Source organism: Methanogenium cariaci JCM 10550 (assembly GCF_001315945.1).
Classification (GTDB): domain Archaea; phylum Halobacteriota; class Methanomicrobia; order Methanomicrobiales; family Methanomicrobiaceae; genus Methanogenium; species Methanogenium cariaci.
Map to the genome: position 1 here is coordinate 66,624 of NZ_BBBG01000002.1, position 13,566 is coordinate 80,189.

At 51.0% G+C, this 13,566-nt stretch carries 11 protein-coding genes and 3 pseudogenes; 10 read left to right on the plus strand and 4 right to left on the minus strand.

Going from position 1 to position 13,566, the window contains the following annotated elements; genetic code table 11:
* Window positions 1-7: 7 nt before the first annotated feature.
* Entirely contained in the window at window positions 8-1,270 is a 1,263-nt protein-coding gene (locus tag JCM10550_RS02600) for an ORC1-type DNA replication protein (protein WP_245618675.1), read from the minus strand.
* Between the two features lie 1,780 nt (window positions 1,271-3,050).
* Here JCM10550_RS02600 and JCM10550_RS02605 point away from each other — a divergent pair.
* A pseudogene (locus JCM10550_RS02605) lies at window positions 3,051-3,541 on the plus strand (MogA/MoaB family molybdenum cofactor biosynthesis protein).
* Here the strand turns inward: JCM10550_RS02605 and JCM10550_RS02610 are convergent.
* The gene (locus tag JCM10550_RS02610; protein WP_062396750.1) at window positions 3,522-3,707 is read right to left on the minus strand and encodes a hypothetical protein; all 186 of its coding nucleotides are present in this window, start codon (window positions 3,705-3,707) and stop codon (window positions 3,522-3,524) included. The pseudogene JCM10550_RS02605 and the gene JCM10550_RS02610 overlap by 20 nt on opposite strands.
* Before the next feature lie 76 nt (window positions 3,708-3,783).
* On the opposite strand from JCM10550_RS02610, the gene JCM10550_RS21595 reads away from it, so the two are divergent.
* Together JCM10550_RS21595 and JCM10550_RS02615 are read left to right on the plus strand one after the other, a co-directional pair.
* On the plus strand, window positions 3,784-3,972 hold the full coding sequence (locus JCM10550_RS21595; RefSeq protein WP_245618646.1) for a hypothetical protein: 189 nt from the start codon (window positions 3,784-3,786) through the stop codon (window positions 3,970-3,972).
* Window positions 3,930-4,475, plus strand: coding sequence for a metal-dependent hydrolase (locus JCM10550_RS02615; RefSeq protein ID WP_245618676.1), 546 nt, complete (start codon window positions 3,930-3,932; stop codon window positions 4,473-4,475). The genes JCM10550_RS21595 and JCM10550_RS02615 overlap by 43 nt, the downstream gene beginning before the upstream one ends.
* A gap of 330 nt (window positions 4,476-4,805) precedes the next feature.
* Here JCM10550_RS02615 and JCM10550_RS02620 read toward each other — a convergent pair.
* Together JCM10550_RS02620 and JCM10550_RS17960 are read right to left on the minus strand one after the other, a co-directional pair.
* Window positions 4,806-6,879 (minus strand): annotated as a pseudogene (locus JCM10550_RS02620) (sodium-translocating pyrophosphatase).
* Window positions 6,880-7,340: 461 nt separating this feature from the next.
* Window positions 7,341-7,505, minus strand: a complete 165-nt coding sequence (locus tag JCM10550_RS17960) for a hypothetical protein (protein WP_157199854.1) — start codon at window positions 7,503-7,505, stop codon at window positions 7,341-7,343.
* Between the two features lie 384 nt (window positions 7,506-7,889).
* Between JCM10550_RS17960 and JCM10550_RS21600 the strand changes: the two are divergent.
* The 7 genes and pseudogenes from JCM10550_RS21600 (at window position 7,890) to JCM10550_RS24220 (ending at window position 13,545) form a co-directional block, all read left to right on the plus strand.
* Window positions 7,890-8,581, plus strand: a pseudogene (locus JCM10550_RS21600) (S8 family peptidase).
* 164 nt (window positions 8,582-8,745) lie between these two features.
* Window positions 8,746-9,477 (plus strand): S8 family serine peptidase, encoded by a 732-nt coding sequence (locus JCM10550_RS02635; protein WP_062396758.1) that lies wholly within the window; start codon window positions 8,746-8,748, stop codon window positions 9,475-9,477.
* 141 nt (window positions 9,478-9,618) lie between these two features.
* Complete coding sequence (locus tag JCM10550_RS17965) at window positions 9,619-9,939, plus strand: hypothetical protein (RefSeq protein ID WP_157199856.1); 321 nt, start codon at window positions 9,619-9,621, stop codon at window positions 9,937-9,939.
* 134 nt (window positions 9,940-10,073) lie between these two features.
* Window positions 10,074-10,199, plus strand: coding sequence for a hypothetical protein (locus JCM10550_RS24215; RefSeq protein WP_281175226.1), 126 nt, complete (start codon window positions 10,074-10,076; stop codon window positions 10,197-10,199).
* A gap of 694 nt (window positions 10,200-10,893) precedes the next feature.
* Complete coding sequence (locus JCM10550_RS19475; RefSeq protein ID WP_172673737.1) at window positions 10,894-11,511, plus strand: hypothetical protein; 618 nt, start codon at window positions 10,894-10,896, stop codon at window positions 11,509-11,511.
* Complete coding sequence (locus tag JCM10550_RS02650; RefSeq protein WP_062396763.1) at window positions 11,508-12,002, plus strand: S8 family serine peptidase; 495 nt, start codon at window positions 11,508-11,510, stop codon at window positions 12,000-12,002. Before JCM10550_RS19475 ends, JCM10550_RS02650 begins: the two co-directional genes overlap by 4 nt.
* Window positions 11,980-13,545, plus strand: coding sequence for a S8 family serine peptidase (locus tag JCM10550_RS24220; protein ID WP_062396765.1), 1,566 nt, complete (start codon window positions 11,980-11,982; stop codon window positions 13,543-13,545). The genes JCM10550_RS02650 and JCM10550_RS24220 overlap by 23 nt, the downstream gene beginning before the upstream one ends.
* The last annotated feature ends 21 nt before the right edge of the window (window positions 13,546-13,566 follow it).

The following is a 13,566-nucleotide window of genomic DNA, read 5'->3' on the forward strand; positions in this document are numbered from 1 at the left end:
ATTTTTTTCACCGGAATAATGTTTTATACCGAGATATATCAATCTGATTCAGACGCTCGTCTGAAAACCGACCTTCCTGCTGAAGGGTCTCGAGGATCTTCTTGGTTCCGGCACCAAACCACATCTCTTTTGTCCTTCCATAGCGCCCGCGCGAAACGAGGCGTGCCTTGATCACACCGAGCATGTCAAGTTCTGAGATGAGGTCAGTAATACGCCGGTGGGTGAGGACATCAAGATCAAGCGCCAGGGCGACGTCGCGGTAAACCTGAACCACTTCCCCCCCGGAGGTGAAGACCTGTTTGTTCATTTCAGGAAAGAGCAGCATCGCATAGAGCACAGCTTTTGACTGAGAAGGCAGGGTCTTGACACATTCAATGAGACTATCGGCTTCAATCTTATTGCGGGCTTCACGGACATGTTTCTCGGTGACCATCTCCACATTCTTGCGTTCGGTGAGTTCACCGGAGACCCGCAGGAGGTCCAGTGCCCGGCGGGCATCGCCATGTTCCTGGGCGGCAAGCGCCGCACAGAGTGGAATAACACTCTCGTCAAGAACTCCTTCGTTGAACGCATAATCTGCACGTTGCTGGAGAATATCCACCAACTGCGGCGCATTATAGGGGGGGAAGACAATCTCTTCTTCCGACAGGGATGAGAGTACCCGGTGATCCAGATAACTGGTGAAGAGCAAATCGTTGGAAATACCCACGAGGCAGACCTTCGCATTTTTCAGTTCAGAATTGATGCGCGAGAGGTTGTAGAGAGTTTCGTCACCGGATTTTTTAACCAGTTTGTCGATCTCGTCAAGTACTATGATGTGGACACCACCAATTGCCTCAATGAGATTTTTGAGTTCCGTATATACCTGGTCAGTCGGCCACCCGGTCATCGGGATAGTGGAACGCGGGCGGTCAGACGAGCGCCCTTCGTCGTCTTCAAGAAGCGTTGCTATCTGTGCAAATACCCGGTACTGGGTATCGATGATCTCGCAGTTGAGATGCACGACGTTGCACTCCACACCCACCGAGCCGCAGGCCTTCTCCAGTTCTGCACCGACATAACGGACAGAGGCTGTCTTCCCGGTTCCGGTCTTGCCATATATCAGGATATTTGAGGGTGTTTCATTCCGGATGGACGGCGCGAGGATGGATGCTATCGTATCCATCTGCTCTTTCCGGTGCGGCAGTATCTGTGGACGGTACGAGTGCCTGAGCACTTCCCTATTTTTAAAGATCGATCGGTCTTTAAGATATTTCTGAAAAAGCCCTATTGAAGAATTCTGTTCCTCTTCGGATGGATTCGCCTCCCCCCCTGGACGGTCTTCATATATATGATTGGGTGTGTTGTTTTCTTCTCCCATTTGAATCCGTCACCTCCACATGCGGTATTTCCATTGGATATATGTATGTGGATGGGAGCTATACTAAAGGTATCTAAATGGCTTTTGTCCTTATGAGGGAAAAACACAGACAGAAGCAACCGGGAAAGAGGAGGGAGATCTAAACGAGAGGTAAAAATGTGTGTGAATCAAAAGAAAACTGAACCATTTTTTGACCTGCCGCACTATACAAAAATAATTTTTTCAATGGTTTTCAGTATTTCTCCTTTAAAAAATCAAGCATTATTGCATATATTTTAAAAAACACCGATAATGAGTTATTTTTCAAAAAAATCCCCATATGATCGTTAAAATATACTTTTTTTACATTTTTGCGGCTTAAATTGTTATTAAAACCCCCTTTATTTCCACTGGAACTCGAAATTTACCTCCACATTTCAAAAAATCATATAATCTTTGTTTAATCGATTAAACATTGAAAAAATTTAATTTTTTAGAATGTGGAGGATTTTTGGGGAGAGATAACTCCCCCCCACCCCCCTTTGTTTCCACTGGAACGGAAAATGTTGTGAAGAAGGAAATTTTTGGAGGGAGAAAAAATAGATATTTTTTAAAAGTGTGATAAAAAAAGCTATTAAACATTCTATTTTTAATAATATATAAAGTACTTTAATGATCTACAAAAGGATCGCAAATTGCTGGTCAAACAATAAATCAGATCCAAATTTGATCAGAATTTAATCTGAATATGATCAAGATGATGTCCCCATTCGATCTAAATCAGATCCAAATATGATCAGAATTCAATCTGAATACGATCCGGATGCTGTCCCCCATTCGATCCAAATAAAATCCAAATCTGATCAGAATATGATCAAGATGATGTCCTCATTTGATCCGAATGAAATCCAAATCTGATCAGAATTCGATCAGAATACGATCTGGATGCTGTCCCCCCCATTCGATCCAAATAAAATCCAAATGGGATCAAAATCAAGTTCAAAAAAGTCACAAATCAGGATAATAAATAGTATCATAGGAATAGAGGTATTGGAAATAAAGACATTTCAAAAAAAATATGATAATAATTTGTAACAAATATGAGACCTGATGTGATGATATGGGATGATTTGTCTGACATTCTAATGGGTATGTTCCCGAATATCTTTTCCAGTGGAAACAAAGGGGGGGTCCCCCTCATTTTCTGATCATATAAAAATGAATATGAATCCGGTTTTATGACAATACAGAAACAGTTTATTTTCTTAGATTATATTTTCTAAATTGCTTCAAAAATTTTTTCCATATTTTCAAGAGTATTTTTCATTATCTCGATGCATTCTGACTGAATTCATCGCAGGTATATACCATTTTCATCTCCTAAGTTGTGTTTCCACTAGAAATTGTGGTATTTCTTAAACAATTTTATCGGTGGAACAATTTCCTTCAAAACCAAAAACCATTTTCAATTTTATCTTTGCCGGAATTTTTATCTTTTCTGTCTGAGTTTAGTCCTCCTTCTCCTGACTGTTTATTCAGATCAGTATGTTTCCCAATCCATATTTTTTCAGATTAATTCTCCTTCCCTCCCTCTTCCCTTCTTTTCTTTTAACACCATCTTTCCCTTAGCACCATCATTTATCCAGTGTCAGCGTGCGGATGAGTAGAGTAACCGGTATTCTGAAGAGGTTACAATACAACCATCATTGGTATGGACGCATCCCATCTCAGTGACATCAATCTTCAGACCGCAGTGATCACCGTTTCAACATCGCGAACAGCAGATGAGGATATCTCCGGAGCTGCGATCAAAGAGCTCAGTGAGGCAGCAGATATTCCGGTCACCTTCTACCGGGTCGTACCGGATGAGATTGGCGCCATCCGCAGGCGCTTCAGGAGGCACTGCTGGTAGCAACCTGCGTTATTATCAATGGCGGGACCGGAATAACGCATGATGACTGCACGATTGAGGCAGTGGCCCCCCCGCTCTTTGAGAAGACCCTGGACGGATTTGGCGAACTCTTCCGAATATTCAGTCTGGAGGATGTCGGCACCCGCGTTCTCCTATCACGGGCCGCAGCAGGTATCATTGACCAGCGTGCAGTCTTCTGTATCCCCGGTTCCACACCCGCTGTCCGGCTTGCGATGGTAAAACTGATTCTTCCCGAGATGCGGCATATCGTCACACACGCGAATAAATAACAGCAGCGGGGGGGATACTTCTCCCGGTGACCGGTTTCTCTATGGCATGGCATCTTTCAAAGAGATGAATGCGGTCTTTCTTCCCCGGCAGTAACCATGTCCATTCAACCCAGATGGTAACGAAGCTGACGGAATCAAGGGTCAGACCGACGCCATCACTTGCCACAGACCATTAAAAATCCCAAAAAAACACCAGAAAGGCAGCAAAAGAATATGAAAAAAATATACGGAGAGAACCATCCATGCTTCCTGCAGTCCATCTTTTAATCGGCGTTACGCTGGGGGGGATATTTCTGTTGTATCTCACGAGGGACTGCCGGGCCCTCATCTACTGTGCATTGGCAGTCTCCTCCCGGACATCATCGATAAACCGGTTGGCCATATCATTCTGGAGAGTATGGGCAACGGCCGAATCTTCTTTCACAGCCTGACTGTCTGTGCTCTTGTGGCCCTTCTGGGAGTTATTGTCCTGAAGAAGTGGCGGCACCCCCCCGGTCTCCTCTTTATTGCGGCAGGGATGCTCTCTCACCAGCTCGCCGATGCGATGTGGAGTGTGCCACAAAGCTGGTACTGGCCGTTTCTGGGCGACTTCACGCATAAATATAGCCCGTCTTATTTCGAGAATATGTTTCATCTTGAATTTTCATCGCCCTCTGAACTGCTGGTGCTCGCTCTTGCTGTCATCCTTTTCATCTGTCTGTTTCAGGCATGGCGGACCGGAAACGGCCGCCTCTTTCGCAGGGCCGCAGGACTGGTCGGGCTTTTCCTTCTTGTCGCAGGAACACTGATTTTGTCCGGGCTTGCAATGGGGATCCTTCCCGGATTTCTGGTCTACTCCGGATGTTCGGCTATTCTTATCTGTGGCCTCTCCCTCATACTCGGAGGAGTTGCTTCCTTCTCGTCTCTTTCTTGCCGTCGGTCGGGTGTGGGATGAACGATCTCGTGTGATAGGGGGTGTAAATTCCCTGTTTTGAATTTACACAGTATATCTTACCGTATCTGAGGTCAGACGCCGATTCAGATCCGGCAGAACAAACACAACCCATGAATTTGCAACTCTGTTATGAATTTGGGGGGGTGCATCTTTGCTCTCCTCTTTTTTTCTTGGTTCCTGAGATTACATTGCCGTAGGGGGGGGAGAGATCCACTCATCCGATAGGCAAAGATATCCGAATGATGCAGCCAGATAGAAAAATTACCGTTCTCGCAAAGAAGGAAGATTGGTGCTCTCTCTTAGAAAGAATCGAAGCAAAAAAATGTTGAATTAGAGGAAGAGCGGTGCAAAGACCACTGCGACGATGCTCATCAGCTTCAGAAGAATATTGATGGCAGGGCCGGAGGTATCCTTGAACGGGTCACCGACGGTGTCACCAGTGACAGCAGCCTTGTGGGAATCAGATCCCTTGCCGCCAAGGTGGCCCATTTCGATGTATTTCTTTGCATTATCCCATGCACCACCGGCGTTTGCCATGGTGATTGCAAGCATAAATCCTGCACCGAGTGAACCGACGAGAAGACCACCGAGTGCGTCTTTCCCGAGGACAATACCAACGATGATAGGTGCTGCGATGGCGATGACTCCCGGAAGGATCATCTCGCGCAGAGCGGAGGCAGTGGAAATAGAGATACATGCCGTGTAGTCAGGCTCTGTTTTCCCTTCCATAATACCCTTAATCTCCTTGAACTGACGGCGGACTTCAATCACAATGGCATATGCTGCACGTCCAACTGCCATCATCGTCATGGATGAGAAGAGGAACGGAAGCATCGCACCGATGAGAAGACCGATGAAGACAGGAGGCTGCATGACATCGATTGATTCGAGGCCCACTGCAATACCGTATGACGCAAAAAGTGCGAGTGCGGTGAGTGCTGCTGAACCGATTGCAAATCCCTTACCAATCGCTGCAGTGGTGTTCCCGACTGCATCGAGGGTGTCGGTGATCTCACGGACAGACTCGGGCTGGTGGCTCATCTCTGCAATACCACCTGCATTGTCTGCGACAGGTCCGTATGCATCGACTGCAAGGGAGATACCAAGCGTTGCAAGCATACCGACTGCAGCAATAGCAATACCATAGAGACCTGCGAAGGTGAATGCGATGTAGATGGCAAGTCCGATCAGGAGGGTCGGGATGAGGGTTGACTCCATACCCTTTGCAAACCCGGTGATGATGTTTGTTGCAGCGCCTGTCTCACAGGACTTTGCAATGGTCTGGGTAGGTTTGCGTTCGTATGACGTGTAGTACTCAGTGACCTGTCCAACCAGGAACCCTGCCACAAGACCGGAGACACAGGCAACAAAGACACCGAATCCATAGCTTCCGAGAAGCGTGGTGGCGATGAAATAGGTTGCTGCGACCACAAGGACAAGTGCTGCTACAAGGCCCATGTTGAATGCCATGTGAATAGCGGAAGACTCGGTCTTCTTTGTTTTGACGAAGAACGAACCGATGATGGAACAGATGATACCGACTGCGGCGATGACCATCGGGAGGACAACAAGGTTGTACTCGGGCATGCCGCTGAGGCTGCGGTGGATTCAATGCCGAGGATCAGGCTGATGTCGCCGCCCTTGCTGATGGTGAGAATTGCTGCAGCAGCAAGAAGCATGGTGGAGATGATTGAGCCGACGTAGGACTCGTAAAGGTCTGCACCCATACCGGCGATGTCACCGACGTTGTCACCGACATTGTCTGCAATGACAGCAGGGTTTCGGGCGTCATCTTCAGGGATACCTGCCTCGACTTTGCCGACGAGGTCAGCACCGACGTCTGCGGCCTTCGTAAAGATACCGCCACCGACACGGGCGAAGAGTGCTATTGAACTTGCACCGAGCGAGAATCCTGCCACGACATTGACAATGTCATAGATGGTGGAACCGTCCATCAGGGTGGACACTCCGATAAATGCCACGGAGAGACCAAAGAGGCCGAGACCGACAACCGTCATACCCATAACCGTTCCCGATGCAAAGGAGACACGGAATGCGTCAGCAATGCCACGGGTGGCTGCATGTGCGGTCCGGCCGTTTGCGGAGGTTGCGGTGAACATGCCGATGTAACCGGCAGTTGCGGAGAGGGTTGCTCCAATGACGAAACAGACCGCGGTTAACGGGCTGATGAGTATTGTCAGGATGATCGCGAGTACAATCACAAAGACCGCGATATACTTGTACTGGGTGTTTAAGTACACCATCGCACTTTTGTGTATCACGGTTGTGAGCTTTTTGATGAGCTCACTGCCTTCCCCTTCGGATCTGACCTTTTTAAAGGACAGTCCTGCAAAGAGGAGAGCAATCAGGCACATAATGGTGCCAGATAGACGAGTGAATCCATGGTTTATTCAAATCCCCCCTTTATGGTTTTAGGCACACAACCACACGGGTAATCGATTCCATACAGATTAGGGTTCTCTATATAAAAAAGAATCGGGCGGTTTTGGGGGGGGTCTGTGGTCTGGGTTGTCTTTGGATGGGTGGATTTCGTGGTTTTATCCTCTCTTTTCAAAACAGAAAATAGGGAAAGAGCGTTATGTGCTGATCCGTTCCGGGTGATGTTTTCTGTCATCCATTTTGTTTGGATATTCATCTGTATCGGTCGGGGATATCGGACTCGTGTGATGAGGTATCTTCTGTTGTTCATATTTTTGCCGGATTATCGCCGTGCAAAAAGATACCGGATACCACTTTCCGGGTGGTTTTCCGATTTACACAACATTATATATGGTAAATCGATTTCAATATACTTTTATTTACATAGCGTATTAATTACCATTTAATAGAGGTGAAATAATTGAATCATTCAGCAGTCTCCGTAATTTTGTGTGTCCTGCTCTTCTTTGCAGGATTCGGTATCATTCCCGCCGCTGCGGGTGCGCCCGGTGAGGTAGCATATGCGTATTCCAGCGCGACCCTGAATATTTCGGCATTGTCCGAAGGAGGAAATAGCAGTGTATCATCCATCCGTTGCCGGGGGGGAATCAATCCAGCGAGAATCCGTCTTTGATAAAAGAGGTGATTTCAGAACGCAGTTATCCTGATTATGTACCCGGTAGTCTTCTTGTTGTCTACGAGACTGGGAATCAGATAAAAGCATGTGATGCGTTTGAATCTGCGGCACTGGGTGCCAATGTGGCCATCGGTGCCACCGTCACAGAGGAGTTTACGGACGGTGTCCTGCCGGGATGTCAGGTCATCTCCCTGCCTGATGACATGACCGTTGATGAGGCGGTCATATACTATGAAGGTCAGCCCGGTGTGAAATACGCCGAGCCAAACTATATCCGGAGCATTGACACGGTGCCGAATGACCCGTATTATTCCAAGCAGTGGGGGGGACTGCAGAACATGGGCCAGGCAACTCCCCAGTTCCCGTCCGGAGGCACCACTGGTGCTGATATCCATGCAGAAGATGCCTGGGATACCACAACCGGGTCAGAGGATATTGTGATTGCGGTCATCGACAGCGGTGTCGACTACCTGCATGCAGACCTTGCGGCAAACATGTGGAACGATGGATCAGGTCACTGTGGCTATGACTTTGTCAATAATGATAACGACCCGATGGATGATCGCAATCATGGTACCCACTGTGCCGGTATCATCGCTGCGGCGGGGAACAACGGAGAGGGTGTCAGCGGTGTCTGCTGGAACACAAAGATAATGGCACTGAAATTCCTTGACAGCGAGGGTCACGGTTCAATTTCAAATGAGATTAAAGCCATCAACTATGCAGTCGCACACGGGCAGATATCTTATCATGTTCGTTTGGAGCGGATACTTACAGTAGTCTAGAAAAGGATGCTATTGACAATTCCGGCCTCCTCGTTGTCTGTGCGGCGGGAAATGATGGGAGAGACAATGATGGCACCCCGCATTACCCATCCTCGTATATCAGCCCGAACATCCTCTCGGTGGCATCCACTGCACCGGATGACTCTCGATCTTCTTTCAGCAACTACGGCGTAACGAGTGTCGATGTCGGTGCCCCCCCGGGCACAAACATCTACAGCACACTTCCGGGGGGGAGATATCTATAGGGACGACCCGCTACAGCGATGATTTTTCCTCCCTTGACGGGTGGTATGAGTATGACTTTACTAAATCTGGCCGGAGGGCGTGGCGCATCGATACCACCACCTACATAAGTGCGCCCTCTTCTGCTGCCATCGGACCGTACGGCAACGACTGGGATCAGTGGCTCATGAAACGGGACAACATCTCCCTTGCCGGCCTGACCAGTCCGGTTCTCCGGTATCAGTGCTCGGCTGATACTCAGATCAATTCTGACTGGGCATGTGTGGGTATCTCGGAAGACGGATCAAATTTTTCATATAATGGTCTGTCGGGAAATACTAACGGGTTTATTGAGCGGACAGTTGACCTCACCAACTTTAACGGCAGAGACTACTCCGGCAAGGATATCTGGATCGCCTACGCGCTGATAAGCGATGGATCAACCACCGGCAATGGAATGTATGTTGATGACATTCAGATCGGCCAGTTGGACGGGCCGATGACGTCTGTCTATGGCTATATGTCAGGGACATCCATGGCAACACCGATGGTCTCAGGGGTGGCGGGCCTGTTGCTTGCTAAAAATCCATCCTACACCCCCCCCGCTGATTTAAAGGCTGAGATTATGGATAACACAGACTCCCTTCCCGCCCTTACTGGAAAGTGTGTCAGCGGCGGCCGGGTAAATGTCTCTGCCGCCATGGGTCCGGCACCTGCACCACCGATCGGGCCTCCGTCCGTCTCCGGTATCACCCCCCCTCTGCGGGTTGGACTCCGGGCTCACCTATATCACTGCCCTCACCGGGACAAACTTCACCGGCAATATGAGCGTTCAGCTCAGCCGCACCGGGGGGGAGACAGCGATTCCGGCAGAGTATGTCTATACGGAAGACTTAACGCACGCCCGCTGTGCCTTTAACGGTGCGGGTGCCGCCACCGGTGCCTGGGATGTCTCCGTCACAACCGTGGCCGGCAGCGCTACCCTGCCCGCCGCCTTCACCATCTCGGCCGACACCTCGGCGACAGACACCGTGATCATTCCGGTAGAGCCGGCTGGAACATGGTCTCCGCCCCCCCGGCAGGGTTCGGCACTGGATCTCACGAACACCACGCCCGGCAGCCTCTACTGCTACGACCCCCCTTCAGCAGGTACGTAAGCTGCACCGCTGCCGATGTCATCCCCCCCGGCAGGGGGGGTTACTGGGTCTCTGCCCCGTCAACAACAGATATCAGTGCGACCGGACACACCTGCACGAAATACCAGTATAATGTGCACGCCGGCTGGAACCTCATCGGCTCCGTCCAGACACCGGTTGCAACAGGAGACATCACGTTTGTTCCTGCCTCGCTGAGCCTCGCCGGGGGATGTCTATGCATATGATCCCGGCACCGGGCAGTATACGGAAACCCTCTCCCTTACGCCGGGGCAGGCCTACTGGATGGCCTTCTCCGGTGACGGCGTGATGATTGTCGCGTGACGGGGGGGTCTGCCACGGTATCTGATCCTCTCTTTTTTTGACACTTCAGTCTGCAGGAGCGCGTGTCCTTGCGGTGCTGCGGAACCGGGTTGCGCTGATCGCGGTGGCAAGGCTTTCGTCGGCCATGACATGGGCAGTAGCGGTGCCTACGGCGGCAACCTAACTGCAGGAGAGATCTCCCCCGGCAGTGTCAGGATTTGTTGACCTCTGCCCCCCCGTTGGCACGAGCGTCAGTCTGCCCTGAGGAGATCGGTTACCACCGGAAGTCAGCGTCACCCGATAGACAATGAGGAAAGGCAGGATGGTTGTTTATCCGTTTTTGGGTGCACCAACACACCCCCCCGATACTATCCGTGCACCCGGGGGGGTGCACTGTTTTAACGGCTTATTTGTGTCTTGTTATTAAATTTAACCGTATTAGCTGGTTTTTCAATGATTTGTGCACTTCTACTGAGATCACATACATACACCTCCCCCCCACCACAGGAATCAGGGGTGCTAAATGATATAGGATCTGGGTGCTCACTTCCTGTAATATCTATAAATCTATTTTAATTACTATCCCTTTTAGGGAAATGCACACCTATTTGCCCGTTTTTATCGCTGCACTTTTGGACGGTTCCGGGTGCACAGTGGGTACAACTCTGCACATTTCCTCTCCTCTGTCATCTTCAGGAGAGACGGTGCATTTCATTGGGAGATGCGATCTCACCATCCATTATTTCTGTCAATGATCTCGCAGAATACCCTGTTTTTTTGTACCTATTCACCCCCCCCGTCATCTTTTTGCCCGGCAGTTCATGCTGGCACAGTATTATACTGTTCCGAACACTACCGCGCCGCATCCGGGTGATTCGATGAAACATTCAAAGACACTACTATTTCTTTTCATTCTGGTTCTGTGTGCAGGATTTTGTGCCACCTCTGCCGTTGCTGGTCTGTCCCCTGAGTTCATCTCCTCCTCTGCAACGGATAGCATCCGGTTCAGTTCAGCGGGCGATGAAGAAAATTCGGTTGTCATGCCCGAACCGGTTCTGAAGAAAGAGATTATATCTCCGGACCGGAGATATGTCCCAGGTGTGGTCATCCTCGTCTATGACCTGCCGGAGATGGCTGCCACAGGCCCGGAACATATCATATCCGCATCAGTCAATGCCGGGATCGGTGCGGTGGTGACAGAGTCATATGTCACCGGGGGGGTGCTGCCCGGTTATCAGGTCGTCTCCCTCCCTGAAGGTATGAGCGTTGATGAGGCACTCATCTATTATGGGAATCAGCCCGGCGTGGCATATGCCCAGCCGGATTTCATCTACGCGATGGACACCGTGCCGGACGATCCTCTCTACGGGCTTCAGTGGGGACTGCAGAACACCGGCCAGGGAACCCCCCCCAGTTTCCTTCGGGAGGTACCGTTGGCGCTGACATCCGTGCAGAAGATGCCTGGGACATCACCACCGGGTCTGATACCGTTGTGATTGCGGTCATTGACACCGGCGTCGACTACCTGCATGCAGACCTTGTGGCAAACATGTGGGACGACGGGTCAGGTCACAGCGGGTATGACTTTGTCAATAATGATGATGACCCGATGGATGACAACAGCCACGGCACCCACTGTGCGGGCATCATCGCTGCGGTGGGGAACAACGGGGTTGGCGTCAGCGGTGTCTGCTGGGACACGCGAATCATGGCACTCAAGGTCTTAAATGCAGACGGTGTGGGAACAACCACGGATGAGATTGCCGCCATTAACTATGCAGTCACCCACGGAGCAGATATTCTCTCGTGCTCATGGGGCGGGACAGATTATGATCCTGCGCTGAAGACGGCGATTGACAATTCCAGTCTCCTTACTGTATGTGCGGCGGGGGGGAATGACGGCACGGACAATGATGCCGTCCCCCCATTATCCATCAAATTTTATCAGCCCGAATATTCTCTCGGTGGCAGCCACTGCACCGGATGACAACCTCTCTTCTTTCAGCAACTACGGCGCAACGAGTGTCGACGTCGGCGCTCCGGGCACGGACATCTACAGCACTATCCCGCGGGAGGTTTCGATAGGCACAACCCGCTACAGCGATAATTTTTCATCCCTTGACGGATGGTTTGAGTATGACCATACCGGGTCCGGCCGGAAGGCGTGGCATCTCGATAATACCACCTACACCAGTGCGCCGTCTTCTGCCACCATCGGACCGTACGAAAATAACTGGGACCAGTGGCTCATAAAACAGGACAGCATCTCCCTTGCCGGTCTGACCGACCCGGTTCTCCGGTATCAGTGGTCGGTTGATACCCAGATCAACTCTGATTTCGGATATGTGGGTATATCAGAGGATCAATCGAGTTTTTCCTTCATTGGCGGGTCAGGAAATACCGGCGGGTTTATCGAGCAGACATATGATCTCACCAACTTTAGCGGCAAAGACTATTCCGGTAAGACGATCTGGATCGCCTACCGGCTGGTAAGCGATGCATCAACCACCGGCAGAGGTATCTGGGTCGATGACATTCAGATCGGGGGGGAGCTGGACGGGCCGGTGACGTCGGTCTATGGCTATATGTCGGGGGGGACGTCCATGGCCACACCGATGGTATCGGGAATGGCCGGGCTGCTGCTTGCGGAAAATTCATCCTATACATTTGCTGATTTAAAGGCGGCTGTCATGGACAGCACGGATTCCCTCCCCCCCGCCCTTGCCGGAAAGTGTGTCAGCGGCGGCCGGGGGAATGCCTCTGCCGCCCTGACCCCCCCGGCGCCGCCGCCTGTTGGCCCGCCATCCGTCTCCGGGATTGTTCCCTCCACCGGGTTAGACTCCGGGCTTACCTATATCAGCGCCCTCACGGGGACGAACTTCACCGGTGATATGACGGTTCAGCTCACCCGCACCGGGGAGACCGCGATTCCGGCGGAGTATGTCTATACCGAAAACACCACGCACGCCCGCTGCGCCTTTAACGGTGCAGGTGCTCCCGCCGGTGCCTGGGACGTCTCCACCACAACCGTGGGCGGCAGCGCTACCCTGCCTGCCGCCTTTATGGTCACGGTTGACACCTCATCGACAGACACCGCGATCATTCCGGTGGAGCCCGGCTGGAACATGGTCTCCGCCCCCCCCGGCAGGGTCCGGCAATGGACCTCACCAACACCACTCCCGGCACCCTCTACTGCTATGATCCCATACAGGGGGAAATACATGAGCTGTAGCGTCGATGATATCATCCCTGGCAGGGGATACTGGATCTTTGCCCCCCCGTCCTCCACTGATATCAGTGCGACCGGCTACACCTGTCCGACCTACCAGTATGAGGTGCACCCCCCCGGCTGGAATCTCATCGGCTCCATCCAGACGCCGGTTGCAACAGGAAATATCACTTTGGTCCCTGACTCACTGATCCTCGTTGGACAGGTCTATGCATATGATCCCGGCACCGGGCAGTATACGGATACCACCTCCCTCACGCCGGGAAAGGCCTACTGGATGGCCTTCTCCGGTGACGGGTGATGATCCTCGGGTGACTTGGTC